15 protein-coding genes are annotated in these 19131 nt (G+C 44.5%); 10 read left to right on the top strand and 5 right to left on the bottom strand.

Annotated elements, in window-relative coordinates; genetic code table 11:
• Positions 1 to 79 precede the first annotated feature (79 nt).
• The 5 genes from BCU75_RS13130 to BCU75_RS13110 all read left to right on the top strand — a co-directional run bounded on the left by BCU75_RS13130 (position 80) and on the right by BCU75_RS13110 (position 3727).
• Positions 80 to 610 carry a 3'-5' exonuclease gene (locus tag BCU75_RS13130; RefSeq protein WP_004734743.1) on the top strand — a complete coding sequence of 177 codons (531 nt, stop codon included), beginning with the start codon at positions 80 to 82 and terminating at the stop codon, positions 608 to 610.
• 398 nt (positions 611 to 1008) lie between these two features.
• Positions 1009 to 1365 (top strand): antibiotic biosynthesis monooxygenase family protein, encoded by a 357-nt coding sequence (locus BCU75_RS13125; protein ID WP_102474124.1) that lies wholly within the window; start codon positions 1009 to 1011, stop codon positions 1363 to 1365.
• A 16-nt stretch (positions 1366 to 1381) separates the two neighbouring features.
• Positions 1382 to 2077, top strand: coding sequence for a hypothetical protein (locus BCU75_RS13120; RefSeq protein WP_102474123.1), 696 nt, complete (start codon positions 1382 to 1384; stop codon positions 2075 to 2077).
• A gap of 421 nt (positions 2078 to 2498) precedes the next feature.
• The gene (locus BCU75_RS13115; RefSeq protein WP_372201883.1) at positions 2499 to 3284 is read left to right on the top strand and encodes a winged helix-turn-helix domain-containing protein; all 786 of its coding nucleotides are present in this window, start codon (positions 2499 to 2501) and stop codon (positions 3282 to 3284) included.
• Positions 3285 to 3289: 5 nt separating this feature from the next.
• Positions 3290 to 3727 (top strand): hypothetical protein, encoded by a 438-nt coding sequence (locus BCU75_RS13110; RefSeq protein ID WP_102464262.1) that lies wholly within the window; start codon positions 3290 to 3292, stop codon positions 3725 to 3727.
• 109 nt (positions 3728 to 3836) lie between these two features.
• Here the strand turns inward: BCU75_RS13110 and BCU75_RS13105 are convergent, their stop codons facing one another.
• From BCU75_RS13105 to BCU75_RS13095, 3 genes are all read right to left on the bottom strand, one after another.
• A complete protein-coding gene (locus BCU75_RS13105; RefSeq protein WP_076677609.1) occupies positions 3837 to 4286 on the bottom strand; it encodes a TerB family tellurite resistance protein in 450 nt (149 codons plus the stop codon).
• A 140-nt stretch (positions 4287 to 4426) separates the two neighbouring features.
• On the bottom strand, positions 4427 to 6562 hold the full coding sequence (locus BCU75_RS13100) for an alkaline phosphatase D family protein (RefSeq protein ID WP_102474122.1): 2136 nt from the start codon (positions 6560 to 6562) through the stop codon (positions 4427 to 4429).
• Between the two features lie 24 nt (positions 6563 to 6586).
• Entirely contained in the window at positions 6587 to 7132 is a 546-nt protein-coding gene (locus tag BCU75_RS13095; protein ID WP_102474121.1) for a hypothetical protein, read from the bottom strand.
• Between the two features lie 81 nt (positions 7133 to 7213).
• On the opposite strand from BCU75_RS13095, the gene BCU75_RS13090 reads away from it, so the two are divergent.
• The 3 genes from BCU75_RS13090 to BCU75_RS13080 all read left to right on the top strand — a co-directional run bounded on the left by BCU75_RS13090 (position 7214) and on the right by BCU75_RS13080 (position 13467).
• Positions 7214 to 8530 carry a MipA/OmpV family protein gene (locus BCU75_RS13090; protein WP_102474120.1) on the top strand — a complete coding sequence of 439 codons (1317 nt, stop codon included), beginning with the start codon at positions 7214 to 7216 and terminating at the stop codon, positions 8528 to 8530.
• A gap of 198 nt (positions 8531 to 8728) precedes the next feature.
• On the top strand, positions 8729 to 12829 hold the full coding sequence (gene hrpA / locus BCU75_RS13085) for an ATP-dependent RNA helicase HrpA (RefSeq protein ID WP_102474119.1): 4101 nt from the start codon (positions 8729 to 8731) through the stop codon (positions 12827 to 12829).
• A 143-nt stretch (positions 12830 to 12972) separates the two neighbouring features.
• Positions 12973 to 13467 carry an outer membrane beta-barrel protein gene (locus BCU75_RS13080; RefSeq protein WP_102474118.1) on the top strand — a complete coding sequence of 165 codons (495 nt, stop codon included), beginning with the start codon at positions 12973 to 12975 and terminating at the stop codon, positions 13465 to 13467.
• A 150-nt stretch (positions 13468 to 13617) separates the two neighbouring features.
• On the opposite strand, the gene BCU75_RS13075 is transcribed toward BCU75_RS13080, so the two are convergent.
• Entirely contained in the window at positions 13618 to 14412 is a 795-nt protein-coding gene (locus BCU75_RS13075) for a hypothetical protein (protein ID WP_076677599.1), read from the bottom strand.
• Positions 14333 to 15100 (bottom strand): hypothetical protein, encoded by a 768-nt coding sequence (locus BCU75_RS13070; RefSeq protein WP_102474117.1) that lies wholly within the window; start codon positions 15098 to 15100, stop codon positions 14333 to 14335. The genes BCU75_RS13075 and BCU75_RS13070 overlap by 80 nt, the downstream gene beginning before the upstream one ends.
• Before the next feature lie 571 nt (positions 15101 to 15671).
• Here BCU75_RS13070 and BCU75_RS13065 point away from each other — a divergent pair.
• On the top strand, positions 15672 to 16457 hold the full coding sequence (locus tag BCU75_RS13065; RefSeq protein ID WP_076677595.1) for a TetR/AcrR family transcriptional regulator: 786 nt from the start codon (positions 15672 to 15674) through the stop codon (positions 16455 to 16457).
• Between the two features lie 120 nt (positions 16458 to 16577).
• Entirely contained in the window at positions 16578 to 19118 is a 2541-nt protein-coding gene (locus tag BCU75_RS13060; protein WP_102474116.1) for an efflux RND transporter permease subunit, read from the top strand.
• The last annotated feature ends 13 nt before the right edge of the window (positions 19119 to 19131 follow it).

The following is a 19131-nucleotide window of genomic DNA, read 5'->3' as shown; positions in this document are numbered from 1 at the left end:
TTGATGCAACTGGGGTCGAGTTCTTTATTAGGCTCATGTACAATTTCACGAAATTTTTGACGAGAGAATTAGGCGACGTATGAATCACAATCGAGTGGTGTGTTTCGATTTGGAAATGTGCTGTTGGAGCGAAGACGGTGTAGGAACAACAGGGGAGATCATTGAAATTGGTCTTGCTGAGATCGATCTTGTCTCTGGAACCATCGTGAAGCGCGCGCAATATTACGTTAAGCCTGAAAAAGACGAAGTCTCTCTATTCTGTGCCGAGTTAACGGGCATTACACCTCGTAAAATCGAAAAACAGGGTCGCCCATTAGAGTCTGTTATCAAGTCGATGATCAAGAATTTCGGTGGCCCCAAGAAGATCTATGCAGCTTGGGGGCGTGATGACCTTATCTTACACAAAGAGTGTATTGAGAAAGGCATTGAACCTCCGTTCAGCGAGTTCTTGAATATTGCCACGCTTTATCGAGTTCAGAATCGATTGAAAGAGAAACGTATTGGTCACCGTGCTGCTCAAGAAGCGAAAAACATTGAGTGGGAAGGTCGTCAGCACTCTGGTTATGTTGACGCTTATAACTTGGCAAAGCTTGCACTGACGATGTTGTAATCGTTTGTATTTCAGAGAGGCGCTTAGTTAATAACTGAAAGCCAGCCTGAATTTTGTGAGTTATTAAAATAAAGAACCACCTACTTATTAGGTGGTTTTTTTGTGCCTATTATTTGAGGGTAATGACGACCCCAATTGAGGGCAATGACTATTCACGTCGAGCGCAATGACTATTCACATTAAGCGCAATGACTATTTACGTTGAAGGCAATGACTACCCCAAAAAACCTAATTTCAACAAGTGGTTTATCAATAGTGAATGGCTACATCGCTTATTTTACGAGTGAATAATATTCGTTTGAAATTTAGCTTTTTAATTAATATTAAATCGCAGGTTTCGACCTTGATTGGGTAGGGTTAGGTGGTAGCGTTAGCTCACCCAAAACAAGGAGATTAGGATGATGAACATTATTAAATATGGATTGGCAATGGGGGCGCTAAGCCTAAGTGCGTTAGTTTCGGCGCAACCCGTTGTATTGATAAACACTTTTTCAGTCGAGCCAGTCCATGAAGCCGCTACATTAGCGTATTGGGAAAATGCGAGAGATATATTGGTTAAGCAGCCCGGATATCTCTCTACCAAATTGCACCGATCTTTAAGCTCGGACGCGACATACCGTTTCATTAATGTTGCAGAATGGGAAAGCAAAAAGCATTTCCATGATGCGATACAGGCGATGAGAAAGGAATTACCACCTTTAAAAATTGAAGGGGTTTCTGCTGAACCTAACTTGTATGAAATTATTCGCGACTAATTAGGAAGCCAATACAATGAAAACGACTCTAGGAACCTTTTTAGCTATTTTTAGCTTACTACTTTCACCCCTTCTTTTTTCAACCCATGTTCATGCCGCAGCTTACGGTGTGTCAGTGGCTTGGAAAACCGATGATGCTCAAGCGGTATTTGAGGTAATGCCTCGTCAGAAAAAGGCATTTGCCAACCTAATTAATGCGGGCTTAGTGCACGACATGTTCATTTCAGAAAGCTTTATTGGGGATAAAAAATTCCCGATGATTAAGTTTGTGATTGAAGCGGATAGCGAACAGCACGTTAGAGAGTTGATTGGTAACTTACCATTCCAATTTAAAGAGCTTGTTGAGGTGACTGAAATCAGAGACATCGGTAACAAGTGGTTAAACACCGATGTCGCTTTCACAAACTACGCAGTAGAGCTCGCTTGGAAAGAGCCTGAAAATCAATTCATTGTCGATGAGGTTATTAGCAAAGATTTGCAAATGGTTGTCGATTGGAGTGCTCAAGGTGTAATTACTTCTGCTTACTTAAAACATCAAGAAATAGCACAAGAGAAGCCAAACCAAAAAGCGATGATCAGGCCTGTTTATTCAATGGCAATATTGGCCAAAAACGAAGAGCAAGCACGCGAAGTTGCCAGTCAGTTGAATGCGGTAAAGTTAGGGTTCGCTGAAGTTATGGTGAGTGAACTCGGATTCAAACTGGAACTTTAATTTCGCTAGAACAGAATTGTGACCCCGTTTTCAGATTGCGTAATAACGAGGTTTTAATATAGGACAATGACAAGTTTAGAGTTAAACCTTGGGCTATGTTCAAAGGTGAGTGAGTTTACGTGACTGACTCACCTTATTGTTATTTCATCTTGTTACTCGCTGAGCTTATATTTGGCTTAATTATTGGCTAAACTTACCGCTATTCTTTTCTATGTATGGTTTGGCATTAGAACGACCAAACAAACACCTTTTTGATGACCTTTTTATTTATGAACACCTCGCCGAAATGAACGCCAATAGCCATGAAAAAATCACTTTAGATGCTTCGGGTGTCGAACTGATCAATAATTCGCTCATTGATTCGGAATCTGGCAAGCGAGTTGCTTTATCCCCCTCAGAAAGCCTGATCCTAGAACATCTAGTGAAAAATAGCCCAAAGGCCGTTGGTCGAGACTTTTTACTTGAACATTGCTGGCCGGGCAGAGTTGTGACGGGCAGTTCACTTAATGTCGCGGTTAAGAACATTCGTACTGCATTAAATTCGTTTGAGTGTGATTGCAAAATCTTAACGGTTCAGAAGGAAGGGTACAGCTTCAACGGCTTGAAACAGGTAGGTAGTTATTTATCGATGCCAACACCTACCGTTGAAGCGCATGTTGGAGCGGCATTTTCAGATAAAGCCGCTATTGTTTCAAAGGAAGCCGACATTGTTTCAGATAAAGTCGCTATCGTTTCAGAGAAAAACATCATCGTTTCAGAGAAAGGTGCCATCGTCGATGAATTGACATCAGCGCCACCATTCAAACCTTCAGGCATGAACCGACAAGCTGGGCAATCAAAGCTACAGGACCCGCAATCACGTCAGTCTAAAACGAAGCACTTGATCACTCGTCACCAATCTCGTATCGCTGGGATCGTAGCCAGTGTGTTTCTTATCCTGCTGTTTTATCAGTTTGCGTTTTTTATGGATAAGACTAGCTATCACGGTATGGATGTTTATCACGACAATTTGAATTTTGATCGAGCGCTCTTAACCGAGTTAAACACCGTGTCAGAACTCGGTGTTGATTCGCTTTACCTACATCGCATCGGAGTAGGGTGTCAGAACATTCAAGCCGTTGCTTTGATCAACGGGCGCTGGAAAGAGATGAGCCATCAGTTTAAGTCGCTCTCTTGTGATGACGACAATGACGATGAGCGAGGATAACCAGTATGAATCGTAAGTTTTGGATGCCTATTTTATCAACGCTTTTTGTGATTATAAATGTAGGCTTAATCTCTGGGCTCGCAACCAAAAGCACCTATAAATTCGAAGCAGAGTATCCGATGGTAGGTTGGGAGAAAATCTCACTTCGATTGGAAAATGGTCGCGTTAAAATGCAGTACATTGGATACGACATCGATGGGAATATCGCTCAAACCAAGCAAATGTTTGGTGTGTTCTTGCGCTGGGGTAATCATTACTACTTTTATCAATTGGACCAAGATCAGGCCCAAGATAAACAAACTTTCAATATCAAGCATTTATACATTCAACAAACGCAAGGCAAGCGTAGTGTGTTGGTATCAAATCAGCGCGGCCTTTATGTCACCAAAAAGGGCACGCCGTTAGAGCTCAAAGGCATCATGCATGGCGATCGATTACGCTGATAGTTACCGCCCATTTTAATCGATACTTATCGGCCTAGTAGAGCTCGTTTGCACTATTGGCGGCCATTGACACGATTAGCGGCTATTAACACGATTAGAAAGCCCTTGGTTAGCTTTTACCGAGGACGTTTAGCTTAGTCTTAATAAAATCACTGTGGTCAACGTAGAGAAGTTCCGCTGTTTTACGGATCACAGAGTCTTCGATAGGGTCAATTTCACCGTCTGCGTGCGCCACTTCCCACATCGCTTTGATTAAGTCGATTCGCACTGGCTGAGAGAGATCTCTAAGTTGAGATGTAAAGTCATACAGCGAGACTGATTGCTCAACTTTGGGTTCGGCTTGTTCTAGTAGCGTCTTCGCTTGTTGTTCATCTAAATCTAGCAAACGTTGAATAAGCTGAAGCTTGGCAACTCTTTCTGATTCATTGATCTGATGGTCGGCGCCTGCAACTTCACACAACAAACTCGCGATTGCGATATTAGGTGATGTGCCTTGGTTTTTGCTTAGGTCCTGGCCTTCAATCAATTGTTTAAACATTGACGTGAGAGAATTGAACATAACGAGCTCCAGTTAAAATTTGTATCGGGTTGCTTAGCGCTGATAACTATAAGTATAACTATTGGGTCTACAGAGTGTGATCGCAAGCGTCTTTACTTAAAACTGACATTACGGATACGCGAGCGATAAGGCGCACTTTCTTAGCCAGGTTCAGGAAAGCGTGTAATTTTACCGTCACCACTGAGTGTCGTGATCGATTGCGGTTTACCCTCATTATCTAACCTCAATTCACCAATCGCACTGCGGTTTGAAAGGCGATAGAAGGTTTGGTTGTCAGGGCTACGCTTCTCGATTTTCAAGCGCTTACGCTTGGTAAAATAGTTCAAGATTGAGCGAGGGCTGTATAACAGTCGGTCCCATACATCGCAGAATTTAAGCAGCGGAGCAGGGAACTGATTTTTAATGCCACTGCAGGTGATCTGATAGATATTCGGACTGTTGCGGCGATACCTAAGTTTTATGTCGTAAGCAAAGGAGTAGTGAACGTCACCAGAAAGTACCACAAAATTGGTCGGTGTTTTTGTATGGGTAAAGATACTGATTAACGTATTGGCACTGCCCGGATGCGCCATCCAGTTTTCAGCGTCAATCACTAATGGCTTACCAATTGTGGTCGCCATCTTTTGCAGTGTTTCGATAAACTTTACGCCAAACATAGGCGCAGCAGAAACAATCACCACTTTTTCTTGATGCAGCAATTGATGTTGAAATTCAATTAAGGCTTCCCAGTCCATCAAGCCTGAAGGTTTATTCATGCGAGACTCAGAGCGCCAGCGACGCGTTCGGGTATCCAACACAATAACTTTGGGTGAGGTATCTATTGTGTAATGCCACTCTTCAAAGCGGCTTAGCATCTCAATGAAGGCTTGATGCTTGTTTGGTTCGATGTTGCCAACAGAGTGAGTCGTATGGGTATCGCCAGTTTCATTATGCGTTTGTTCAACATTATGCGTTTGTTCAACATTATGCGTTTGTTTGACATCATTCGTTTGTTTCTCAAGACGCGTTTGTTTATCAAGATGCGTTTGCTTATCAAGGCGCGTTTGTTGAACAGCATGCCTTTGAACAACAAAAAGCTGTCTTGCTTGCTCGATGAACGTTTCGTTGAAGCTTTCCGGTTTGTTGCCCCAGCCTTGGCACATCCAGTACGCAGCAAGACCGTTACCTATGACTTGAGTGGCGAACTGGTTTTGGTCGACGGCATGTTCCCAACCCACAGTCAGGTTCCAATCATCAGTGACATCATGATCATCGAAGATCATGTACGTTGGAATATGAGCGAATAGGCGGTGCACTTGCGGTAGGCCAGCGATGAAATCATCAATGATAACGCTTTCATCGCGCCACTGTTGCTGTTCGGTCGGTGTAAGTTGGCGTCCACCTTGAGTGAAGTTATTCTCAATTAAACGATCTCGATTGATACATTGCCATAGTGTCGGAGACCAAACTAACAGGTACATCGCGATAAACTCAGACAGCGTGACCAAGTGGTTTTCACAATCGGTAGAGCTAAAAATCGGCACGCCACGACTCGGAAAGAACTTATCGAGCATGGATTCTGAAGTCGAGTGGTGCGGCAAGTAATGATGACGCTGATATAAGTGATATTCGCTGCTATAAAGCGCGTCACTGCTGTTGATTTGGTTAATTTGTGAATCGGTAGGTAGGCTTTCACCCACTAGGCCAAGCCGTTGAATCACTTGTTGGATAGCATCGAGTGTCGGGCCTGCCACATGGTCAGCGTAGATCTGGTCGCCGCTCATCATCAGCATATCCGGTCTTTCTGGGACAGTTTGATCGGCAACCTTGTTATCGGCTGCGACTAAACTGTCTTTGCTTGGATGATGCGGATTACGGCAAGAGCCATGCAGAATATAATCAGCCGATGTCGATATCTTAAACTCAACACGAGATTTACCGTTGTAAACAAGATGAGGAGCCTGAGTTATCAGTGAGCCTGACTCTGTGTGAATATCATATTCAAGGGGCGTGTTGGTCGGAAACTCACCTTGTAAGCGGATGAGTGTCACCCAAGCATGTGTACCGACTTGAATAGAGTCATGATCTTCAAGCGATGAGGTATAAAACGGTTTATCTTGCTCTGCGTCAGAAAGATCTTTTTCGTTAGAAAAGCCTGTTTCTCGAATATAAATATTAGCCCTGCCAACAAGGGGCGAGCTGGTGGCTAACCAAAGTACCACTTCAGTAGCGGTGGTTTTTCTTAAAATGGGTCCGGCGAGTAACAAGGGGAGAGATGATGTCGTAGAGGGTTTCAATACGGTACCTAAAATCGTTGGTGGCTAGTCGTCGTGGAGTTCTTTTGTTTCGAGTTCATTCGTTTCAGGCTCTGTGGCTTTGAGTTCTGTTATTTCAAGTTCTGATGCTTCAAGCTTTGCTATGTCAGACTCCTTAGCCTCAAATCCTGTCATTTCAGGTTCCGTTGATTCAAGCTCTGTCATTTCAAGAACTTCGATAACTTCCGAGCTAGAAAGTTCATGGCCCATTAGAAATATTGCCAGTAGGGCATCTGCTTTCGTCTTAGTATCGGATGTGTCGTCTAACACCTGCTCCAGTTTTTCACGAATCATAGCTATTTCGTGTTCAACAAAACCACGGCCTTCTTCATCCCCTTGATTGTCTTCAGGGGCATTATCGAACTCAAGGAATAGCATGTCGCCGTCTAGGTTGGTATTCACTAAACGTTCGGGCAACCACGCCTCACCCATGACAATATCAGGATCGGAATCTTGGGGTAAGTGGTCTATAATGTTTTGTAATTCTGAGACTTTCACAATACTTTCATTTAACCGAGAATATTCTTCATTGTAACGGTCAATGTCGATCAAACCTAAAACTAGTTGGCTGGCATGGCCAATAAATGTCTATTCAGTAACACAAAAATTATTACAAAGAGTAATTACACAAGAATGAAGCACAAATTTTCACCGAAGCTCATTTCGTATGGAGCTGTTTTATTAAGTAACGCTTTTTTAGGTAATAGCGTGGTTTGGGCTGCTGAAGAGCAAGAGTGGGGCATTGCTGCAATGTTCCGCACCGCGAGTATTCCCTACGGCACATCAGGTGGGGATCAAACGGTTGGCTCTTTTGTTCCTATGCTATTTTTCAAGAACGATTACGTGTTCATTGATGGCACAGAAATGGGCGCATACCTCTATCAAGCCGATGATGAAAAGTGGTCACTGAACGCTATTTCTCGTATGCGTTTTATTGATATTCCAGCTTCAGAGCAAAACGCCATTGAAGGTGATACCGCCGATTTCGGTGCTCAATTTACTTATCAACTTGATGAGCAATGGGCCGTCGAAACTGAAATTATGAGTGACAGTGAATACAACTTCCACGGTAACTTACGTGCAAAAGCGAAGTATGAAACCGGAGATTGGGAGTTTTCTCCAAGTGCCACTTTGCGTTACAAAAGTGCCGACTTCAACAGTGAGTACTATTCTTCGGTAGGCGAGTCGATTGGTGCCGGTGTTGATCTGAATGTCGGCGTTGAAGCGCGTTACCACGTGGTTTCGAACTTATACTTATTGGGTTCAACCAGTGTCACTCGATTAGATGATAACGCGTACGATTCGTCAGTGGTTGAAGACCGTTATCAAGGTGAGTTATACCTTGGCTTTGGTTTCTTTAACGATAAAGAGAAAGCACCAAAACCTAAGCTGAGTAATGCACCTTACTTGCGAGTAGCGCATGGTTGGGCAACGCCATCAAACATTGGCGACATCATGAAGTTCAACGCCGAGAAAGACGAATACAACAACCAGTTGACCTCATTCTTCTATGGCCACCCGTTAACGGATGAAGTATTCGGCTTCCCATTAGACATCTATCTAACGCCCGGTATCGCGCACCATTGGAGTTCAGACGTTCAATCAAGCAGTACTGAATACATCATCGCAATCAAAGCGTACTACACCTTTGATTGGCCAACTCAGTGGCGTGTAGGTGTGGCAGAAGGTATGTCTTACATCGATTCGATTACCTATATCGAAGGATCTGAGATGGACCGCAAAGGTTACACAGCAAGCCATCTGTTGAACTACTTAGACTTCTCATTCGATGTGAACGTTGGCGACTTGATTGGTAAGAATGACTTGAACAACTTGTGGTTCGGCTACTCATTGCATCACCGTTCTGCGATCTTTGAAAACGCATCCCAGTTCGGGCGTATCAAAGGCGGCAGCAACTACAACACGGTTTACTTCCAATATGAGTTCTAAGCGCAGTTTTTAATGTTAGCTTTAAGCCAGAGTTTACTAAGTACGACTTACATTTGACCTCGCTTCTATAGCTCCCGCGAGTGTTAGCGAGATTAATCAGCCTGATAGCAAAGGCTTTTCCCTTTGCTGTCAGGCTTTTTTGTTTGAGACTTGTGATATAATCGCGCGAGTTTAATAAGTACAAGAATAGGACACGCTTTGACTTCGTCTCCGGAAAAAGCAGACAACAACAAGAATGCAGCACAGCCAAGTTCTCCACAGAACGAAGCGAAATCGAATAAGCCTGCATCGAACCGACCTGCTAAGCAATTAAAAGCTAATCAACTAAAAACTAATCAACCAAAAGCTACACCTGCCGATCATTCAGCAGCAACCCATACAAAATCATCTCAAAATAGCCCAGCCTCTCTTCGTAAAGCGCTCAACGAATGTATGATGCGCGATCGCTTCCGTTTGAGTAAGCGAATTGCTGGCGCAAGTAAAATTAAGAACGAACAATCTAAGAATGCTGTCTTTGATGAGATTGCGCTAGACATTGCCAAGTCAATGATGACGGCAAATCAGCGTGCCTCGCACAAACCAACCATCGAATACCCAGAGATTCTTCCAGTTAGCCAAAAGCGTGATGATATCGCGAAGGCCATTGCTGAAAACCAAGTGGTTATCGTGGCGGGTGAAACGGGTTCGGGTAAAACGACTCAGCTACCCAAGATTTGTTCTGAGCTTGGCCGTGGCCGCATGGGCTTAATTGGTCACACTCAGCCTCGTCGTCTTGCTGCGCGTTCTGTTGCCAACCGCATCGCGGAAGAGATGGAAACACAGCTGGGCGATTTTGTTGGTTATAAAGTTCGTTTTAACGACCAAATTTCTGATAAAACACAAATCAAATTGATGACCGACGGTATCTTACTGGCGGAAATTCAGCACGACCGTTTCTTAAGTCAATACGACACCATCATCATCGATGAAGCGCACGAACGTAGCTTGAACATCGATTTCATCATGGGTTACTTGAGAGAGCTTCTGCCAAAGCGTCCTGATCTTAAAGTTATTATTACATCGGCAACCATCGATCCAGAGCGTTTCTCGAAGCACTTTAACAATGCACCGATCATTGAAGTATCAGGTCGAACGTACCCTGTAGATACGCGTTACCGCCCATTGGGTGGTGATGAAAGTGATTCAGACCGCGACCAAATCGAAGGTATATTTGAAGCGGTAGATGAGCTTTGTGATGAAGGGCAAGGCGATATCTTGATCTTCATGAACGGTGAGCGTGAAATTCGTGACACGGCCGATTCTCTAAGTAAGCGTAATTTACGCGATACCGAAATCGTACCGCTTTACGCACGTCTTTCTGCGGGTGAACAGAACCGAATCTTCCAGTCTCATACTGGTCGACGCATCGTTCTGGCGACTAACGTGGCAGAAACCTCGTTAACGGTTCCGGGCATCAAGTATGTCATCGACCCGGGTACGGCACGTATTAGCCGTTACAGCTACCGTACTAAAGTACAACGCCTACCGATTGAGCCAATATCTCAAGCGAGTGCGAACCAGCGTAAAGGTCGTTGTGGTCGTGTTGCGGAAGGTATCTGTATTCGTCTGTACTCTGAGGAAGATTTCGAATCACGCCCAGAGTTTACTGACCCTGAGATCCTTCGTACTAACCTAGCATCCGTTATCCTTCAGATGACTGCGCTAGGCCTTGGCGACATTCAAGCATTCCCATTTGTTGAAGCGCCAGATAAGCGCAACATTCAAGATGGTGTAAGGTTGCTTGAAGAGCTCGGTGCAATTGCGACAGTCGAACCGTCTGCGAATAAAAACAAGAATCATGGCGACGATAAGAAGAAGCTGACCGCGATAGGCCGTAAGCTGGCTAAGTTGCCGATTGACCCACGTTTAGCACGTATGGTGATTGAAGCGCCAAGCAACCGCTGCTTGCACGAAGTGATGGTTATTGCTTCTGCATTGTCGATTCAAGATCCGCGTGAGCGTCCATCAGACAAGCAACAATCGTCTGACGATAAGCACAAGCGCTTCTTCGATAAAGAATCTGATTTCATCACGTTTGTGAACCTTTGGGATTACGTTAAGCAGCAACAAAAAGAGCTGTCGAGTAACCAATTCCGCAAACAGTGTAAGCAAGATTACCTGAACTATTTACGTATCCGTGAATGGCAAGATGTGTACTTCCAAATTCACCAAGCAATGCGTGAATTGGATACCAAGCTGAATACAGAACCGGGCAGCTACGATGGCATTCATATGTCATTGCTATCAGGTTTGCTTTCGCACATCGGTATGAAAGACCAAGAGAAGAATGAATATCAAGGTGCTCGTAATGCGCGCTTCCATATCTTCCCTGCGTCTGGCCTATTTAAGAAGCAGCCTAAGTGGATCATGTCTGCTGAGCTGGTAGAAACCTCAAAACTTTGGGGTCGTGTTATCGCCAAGATTCAGCCTGAATGGATTGAACCCCTAGCAAAACACCTGATTAAACGCAGCTACAGCGAACCACATTGGTCTAAGAAACAAGCGGCAGTAATGGCACACGAAAAAGTGATGCTTTACGGAATCCCAATCATTCCGAAACGTTTAGTGAACTACGGTGCGATTGACGCAACGGTCAGCCGTGAGTTATTTGTACGCAGCGCATTGGTTGAAGGTGAGTGGGAAACCAAGCATGCCTTCTTCAAACAGAACCGTAAGCTACTGCAAGAAGTCGAAGAGCTAGAGCATAAATCGCGTCGTCGTGACATCTTGATCGATGATGATGAGCTGTTTGATTTCTATGACCAACGTGTAGGTGAAGAGGCCGTGTCAGGCCGTCACTTCGATACATGGTGGAAGAAAACCAGTCAGAAAACACCAGAGCTACTTAACTTCGAAAAGTCGATGCTGTTCCGAGGTGATGCAAGCCATGTGACTGATTTGGATTACCCGAACTTCTGGCACCAAAATGGGATCAAGCTGAAGCTGAGCTACCAATTTGAGCCGGGCGACGACAACGATGGTGTAACGGTACATATCCCGTTGCCTATCTTGAACCAAATCGACCAGAACGGTTTTGATTGGCAGATCCCTGGCCTACGTCAGGAACTGGTGATCAGCCTAATCAAGTCACTACCTAAAACGCTACGCCGTAACTTTGTGCCTGCGCCAAACTACGCCGATGCGTTCTTGGCACGTGTAACACCACTCGAAGCACCGTTGTTGGATTCTCTTGAGAAAGAGCTGCGCCGCATGACGGGTGTAGAAGTGGTACGTGATGACTGGAAGTTAGACCAGATCCCTGAGCACTTAAAGGTAACATTCCGCGCCGTAGATCATCGCAAGCGTAAGCTGAAAGAACAGAAAGATCTGCATGAGCTGAAAGAAAGCTTAAAAGACAAGGTTCAAGAAACGCTTTCTAAAGTGGCAGACGATGATATCGAACAGCAGAACCTGCATACGTGGAGCTTTGGTGAGTTACCTAAAGTCTACCAACAGAAACGTGGCGGTTACGATGTTAAAGCTTTCCCTGCGTTGGTGGATTCTAAAGACAGCGTAGAGATCAAATTGTTCGAAACCGAGCAAGAGCAGATCTCAGCAATGAAATCGGGTCAGCGTCGCTTAATCTTGCTGAACGTACCATCGCCGATCAAATACTTGCACTCTAACTTGCCGAACAAATCTAAGCTTGGCTTGTATTTCAACCCATACGGTCAGGTACTCGACTTGATCGATGACTGCATCGCTTGTGGTATTGATAAGCTGATTGAAGAGAAGGGCGGTTTGGTTTGGGAGCCGGAGCAGTTTGAAGCACTGAAAGAACACGTACGTGCAGAGTTGGGTGACAGCGTAGTTGAGATTGCTCAACAGGTTGAAACCATCTTAACCACGGCATTCAGCATCAGTAAGAAGCTGAAGGGACGTGTTGACCTTTCAATGGCATTTGCGCTTTCAGATATCAAAGCTCAAGTAGAAGGTTTGATTTTTAAGGGGTTTGCCACAGAATGCGGGTGGAAACGCTTGCCAAATATTCTACGCTATATGAAAGCCATTGAGCGTCGTATGGAAAAATTGCCGATTGACCCGAACAAAGATCGTCTTCATATGATCAAAGTTGAGTCGGTAATGAATGATTACAAAGAACTGTTGAATAAAATTCCAAAAGGGGTCGCGGTTCCAGAAAATGTAAAAGAGGTGCGTTGGATGATAGAAGAGCTTCGTGTAAGCTTCTTCGCACAGCAGCTCGGTACGCCTTACCCAGTATCAGATAAGCGTGTTAAAAACGCGATTGATGCTTGCTAAAGGAATAAAGCTAGACGCAATAGCAAGGTTTGGGTATAAATCTTGCTTATTGCAATACTAATTAAATAGTTACAACAAAAAGGGCGACTTGGTGGCAATTTATTACCACGCAAGGCCTGCCACTAGGACGAAAAAGGTCGAATATGAAAAAAACGTTATTGGTACTAGCACTGCTAGGTGCATCTTCAACAGCAATGGCTGATTCTTGGTTGTACGGCGGTGTAATGGGTGGTCAAAACTCATTCGCTGGTGAAGATGAAAATGCGATGGGCATCCACGTGGGTACAGGTATCCTGCCACTGATCGGTGTTGAAGCGGGTTACTGGGATCTAGGTTCTTTCGACAACGTTAGCTACGGTAACCGTGCTAAACAAGGTGTTGACATAAGCACAGCTTACCTAGCGATCAAACCAAGCATCGATTTCGGTCCTCTACACGTATACGCGAAAGGTGGTCTTCACTCATACGAAGTGAAAGGCGATAACTTTAAGCAAGACGATGTAGACGTAATGTTTGCTGTTGGCGCAGAATACTTCATCTTTGGTCCACTATCTGTAGGCGCTAGCTACCAAAACTTCAAAATGAAAGATGACGACGCAGGCGTTTTCTCTCTAAACGCAACTATTCACTTACTGTAATTAATCAGTAAGGCGATCGTAAATAATGGTCGTTTAGTCGTTAAAGAGTTCGCAAGAATTCATAAAAAATGCCAGCTTGATAGCTGGCATTTTTGTATCTATAGAATAGTAATGTTGCTGACCTAAGCGGTATAAGTTGAGCGAGCAGCGTTATTTTTTGCTGTTTAGAATTTTCTGAATTCTTGGATTAATCGCTTTACCGTGTTGGCTTTCATACTCTTCGCGTTTCAAGTCGTTCAAGTTCTTCACTGAGTTAGCGGCAAGAAGGAATTCTGGCAACTCGGTTTCAAGCATGCCTTTCTCGTCTAAGCGTTTCGCTTCTAAGTAATACTTCTTGAACAGGCCATCGAGCTTGTTTTCAGCCGTACGCTTCAAGTCATACAGTTTGTTTTGGATTAACCACTTCTCAATCTTGTTCACCGCTGTGCGCGACAACACACGAATACGACTATCCAACAGTTCTTCTTCAGTTAAAGAATCTTTCAGGATCCAAAGCTCACCCATTTGCGGCGGCCAACTGTTGCCAAGTTGAATACGTTCATGACAGTGCATTAGCACACGGTTTAGGCCGTCTGAATCGACAGAGTTAGCGAATTCAATAAACTTACCGCTCGGCTCACTACCGTATTGGTATTCCCATTGTGTTTCATACACGCTTAAGAAAGAGCCAAACACATGAACACACCAATCGGTTAGCTCTAGCTCTGCTGGATCTTGATCAACAACAGGCACTTGTTGAGACGCACCAGAGTCAGCAGCTTGTGGAGCCGCTACATTTACTTCGGTACTTTGCGCTTCAATAACGTCAGGCACTACTGAATCTTTAGGCAGAACGGTAGCGTCAGGTACAACAGGTTGAGCTGGCTCAGAAGGTTGGCTTTTTGCCTTTTTGAATGAGCTGCTGCCTGAAGCGTTCAGATGGGCTAAGCTTTTGTCTATACCCATTTCCTTGAGCTTGTCCTGCATTTCCTGAATATTGAGAGGTCTTCTGCTGTTGTTGTCTTTCATTTTGCTTCTCGTTAACTAGCCAGTACTGCAGCTTGGATTCAATCCGAGATAATGGCATTAATTCATTGGCTTTGGCTTTATACCAGAGGACAAATTTCTTCCATACTAAACTATGGTCACCGGCCAAGCCGGAGAATTTAAACGCACGTTCTGCCCATGACGGTATCTCTTCTTCGTTGAGATCATGAGTAGAGACGGTGTTGCTGTTCATTGAGCCTCGGCCTTGTGGGCGAGGGGCTTGCGGCATGTGTTGGATTGGTGCCGGAGCAGGCTGAAACTTAGGTGCAGGTGCAGGTGCAGTAGAGTAGACCGGAATACTGTTGGTCGGTTGAACCTCAACGTGCGCCGTAGCTTGCTCTTGCTCAATGAGCATTTTGAAAACGTGGATCTCTTTCTTATCTCGATAGTCTACTTTCACCTTATCGAGGTAACCTTGGTCGACTAAACACTTAAGACAGTCGGCTAAACCAAATGTAGAGAGAGCACAAAGCTGACCGGCCGTTTGCAGGCATACATTGGTGTAACCGAATTCATCAGCACCATCCGCAAGCATCAATAAAACCAGCTTTTCTGCTGGGCTAGAAGTATTCACTTGCCAAGCTAAATAAGAATATTTGGCGCTCAATATCGTGTTCTCAAAAAAGGTAAGTCGTTGTCACTATTGTAAGTCACCCCTTACCGAATTTATAGCAACTTAACAGAAAACGACATTAGTAAGCCAAATATTGACCATAAGGAGAGGTCTGCCCCAAAAAGTAAGCCTACACTCATTCATTCTAGGTCAGAAGATGGCTAAATATGGGGTTTGCGGTTGTATTTTTTGGGTCTGATTATGCACCAAGGCCTAAAAATAACGTGGTCTATTAACGTTAAGAATGAGCTTTTAACTTTCGTGTTGTCTTCATGAAAACGTCTCTTTTCTCTTTTCTCTTTTCTCTTCTCTCTAATAACGAATGATGATTTTCTTATCTATTTATCAACAGAGCTATCCATTCATTCATAAGTTGCATTTAATTTATAAAACACCTTGATATGATCAATATTTGCGCTATTATGACGATAAGTCAGAAATGACGAAGCGTCACAAAATGGTTAACTACATGAATTTACTATTCGTGTTAATATATTGGATAGGAGTGTTTCAAATACTGACTCAGCTTAGGTAATAGCTAAGCGAAAATACGGACTGAGAAATTATGTTTGGCTTTGGTTGTAAAGGCGATAAACAAAGTATCTTTGGTTGTAAGGGCGGTCTGTCTAAAAAGCAGCAGTCTATTGCAGACCGAGAAGTAGAATTGATGTTGTTAGCAAAAGATCTGGTTCGAGAACAAGGGTTCGGAAACCTCACGATGGATAAGCTAACGGCCGCAAGCTCTTATTCTAAAGGTACGATATACAATCACTTTTGTAGCAAAGAAGATGTGGTTTTAGCGTTGTGTATTCATTCTCTAAAGGCCGAGGCTCTGTTGTTCGCTCGCTCTGGAGAGTTTGAAGGTAACACGCGTGAAAAGATCGTTGCATTGCATGTTGCTTATCGAATCTATGCTCGCATGGAGCCGGTATTATCAACCTGTGCGATCATGGCAAAAAGCCCGTGGGTACTAGAGAAAGCATCTAGTGTACGCGTAGCTGAAATGAATGAACTGGAAGAAATTGTCATTGAACAAGCCGATGTACTGGTAAATAAAGCGGTCGAAGCGGGTGATTTGAAATTCTCTTCTGGCGTGGGTTCAGATGCCATCGTGTTTGCAAACTGGTCAATCGCATTTGGTTCAAATGCCTTGTCACAGAATGCATCAAACAGTCATTGTATCAATCGGTTACAAGACCCGTATTCAGTATTACATAACGCGAATATGATTCTAGATGGCCTGAGTTGGCAACCCCTTTCTAGCGAGTGGGATTACCGTAAAACTTGGCGTCGTGTGGAACAAGAACTGTTCAGTGAAGAAGTCGCTTACTTAGAATCAGTAGGTCGATAAGCTTCCATTAAGCCCACTCGTGTGGGTTTATTAATAACCATTGGTGACGATTCGTCATAAACTTGAGTTTAACCGAAAACAATTTTGGTTTTCTTAAATAAATGACTAAGAATTGTGTTTTTGTCAGCTTCGGCTGATTTTTTAAGACACAACTATGACGAATCGTCACAAATGGAGACTGTGATGAAACATGACAGCCAGAAGCCAAATTTAGCCAGTAACCCCGATTTAACTAGCCAATCGTCCAACTCAGCTCAACAGGCTCATAATCTAGATAACAGTTGGCACTCAATACCGACCAAGCGTTCGTTTATCGTTTTGCTGGTGGTTTTTTCAATCATCATGCTTTCTGCTTTTGGTGCGAAGAACCTCTACTTTAGAGGGGATTACAACATCTTCTTCGAAGGCACCAACAAACAGTTGATGGCGTTTGACGAGATCCAAACTACCTTTGCAAAAACCGACAACCTCGCGATTGTTGTTGCACCTGAAGATGGCAATGTCTTCACTCCCGAAACCCTCACTTTAATTCAAAATCTCACGGTCGATGCGTGGCAGATCCCGTACTCAAGCCGTGTCGATTCCCTTGCCAATTATCAGCATACCGAAGCGGTTGAAGACGACTTGTTAGTTGAAGACTTGTTGTACGAAGAATACGAGCACACACCAGAGCGAATTGCCAAAGTAAAACAGACCGCCCTCAATGAACCTCTGCTTAAGAATGCGTTGGTATCGGCCTCTGGCGACGTGACCATTGTTAACGTGACGGTGCAATTGCCTGAAGTGGATAAAACCGCGGAAGTGCAAGAAGTCATTGCGGCTATCAATACCATGATCGCTAAGTACCAAGCCGATTACCCGAATGTCGAATTTCATAAGGCGGGCATCATTGCCATGAACAACGCCTTTATGATGTCGGCTCAAGATGACAGCTCAACGTTAGTGCCGTTGATGCTGCTAGTGGTGTTGGTGTTCCTCACCTTTATGCTTCGTTCGTTCTTTAGTGTGGTGGCAACCTTAGTTGTGATTATCTCTTCGATTGTCGCGACCATGGGTTTGTCTGGTTGGGCAGGAATGTTCCTCAGCACCGCGACGGTTAACGTTCCAACCTTGGTATTAACCCTTGCAGTTGCCGATTGTGTTCACGTGATTGTGACCATGAGACAAGCCATGCAGCGCGGCATGGAAAAAGCACAAGCCATTCAATACAGCATTAAGCTCAATGCGATGCCGATCTTGATTACTTCTGTCACCACCGCGATTGGCTTCTTGATGATGAACATGTCTGACTCTCCCGTATTGCGAGACTTCGGTAACTTGTCGGCATTGGGTGTGATCATCGCGTGTTTCCTATCCGTGACCATGCTTCCTGCGCTATTAAAAATCTTGCCGGTGAAGACCTTGCCAGCGAATGAAGCAGCACAAAACAAAGTGACCTTCATGGATAAACTGGGCGACTTTGTGGTGACCAACCGCAAAGCATTGCTGCCGATTTCTACCTTAGTGATTGTTGGCGCTGCCGCGTTAATTCCATTGAACAAAGTGAATGATGAATCGGTGAAGTATTTCGATACCTCAAGCGAATTCAGACAAGCAGCGGACTTCATGGAAGAGACTGTAAGCGGTATGACGACCATCAGCATCGCGGTGAAAACCAACGAATCTCAAGCGATTGCTGATCCTGTGTTCTTGCAAGCGATTGGTGACTTTACCGATTGGCTGCGCGTTCAACCTGAAACCGACCATGTGGCGACACTGACGGATGTTTACATGCGTTTGAACAAGAACATGCACGGTGACGACGATAGCTACTACCAACTGCCACTTAACCGTGAACTCGCCGCGCAATACCTACTGCTTTACGAGATGTCTTTGCCGTACGGCTTAGATTTGAACAACCAGATCAACGTCGACAAGTCATCGATCAAAATGGTGCTTACGGTAGACAACCTAGGCAGTGTGGAATTGGTTGAACTCGAAGAGCGCATCTACTCATGGTTTGCCGCTAATGCGCCGCAATATGAAGTGGTCGCGTCGAGCCCATCATTGATGTTTGCTCACATTGGCGAAACCAACATGGCGAGCATGCTGTCGACTTTGCCTATCACCTTAGTGCTTATCTCTGGCTTGATGATCTTTGCATTGCGCTCAGTTCGTTTAGGCATGATCAGCCTAGTCCCCAACATTGCTCCTGCAATTATCGGCTTTGGTTTGTGGGCGCTTATTTCCGGTGAAATCAACTTGGGTTTGTCAGTCGTGGTCACGCTTACACTGGGTATCGTGGTCGATGATGCAGTGCACTTCTTGAGTAAATACCAACGTGCACGATTAGAAGGGAAATCAGCGGAAGAAGCGGTTCGGTACGCCTTCCACACTGTTGGCCGTGCATTGTGGATTACCACGGTTGTGTTAGTGGCGGGTTTCTCTGTATTGGCAATGTCGAGCTTTAGACTCAATTCCGATATGGGCTTACTCAGCGCGATTGTGATTTTCATTGCGCTAGTGGTCGACTTCGTTCTGCTACCAAGCTTACTGATGATCTTCGATAAACAGACGCACTATGCAGATAAACCTCAGCACGAATCAAAGCCATCTAAAGCCGAACTAGTTAAAACAGCGCAATCTAGCCCCGCAGGCGAACTGTCTACTTCAACTAAATAAGGAAACGTCAGCC

The sequence above is a fragment of the Vibrio splendidus genome (genome assembly GCF_002873455.1).
Lineage (GTDB): Bacteria > Pseudomonadota > Gammaproteobacteria > Enterobacterales > Vibrionaceae > Vibrio > Vibrio splendidus_J.
The sequence above is the reverse complement of the archived record's forward strand: the minus strand, read 5'-3'. Positions and strand labels throughout refer to the sequence as shown.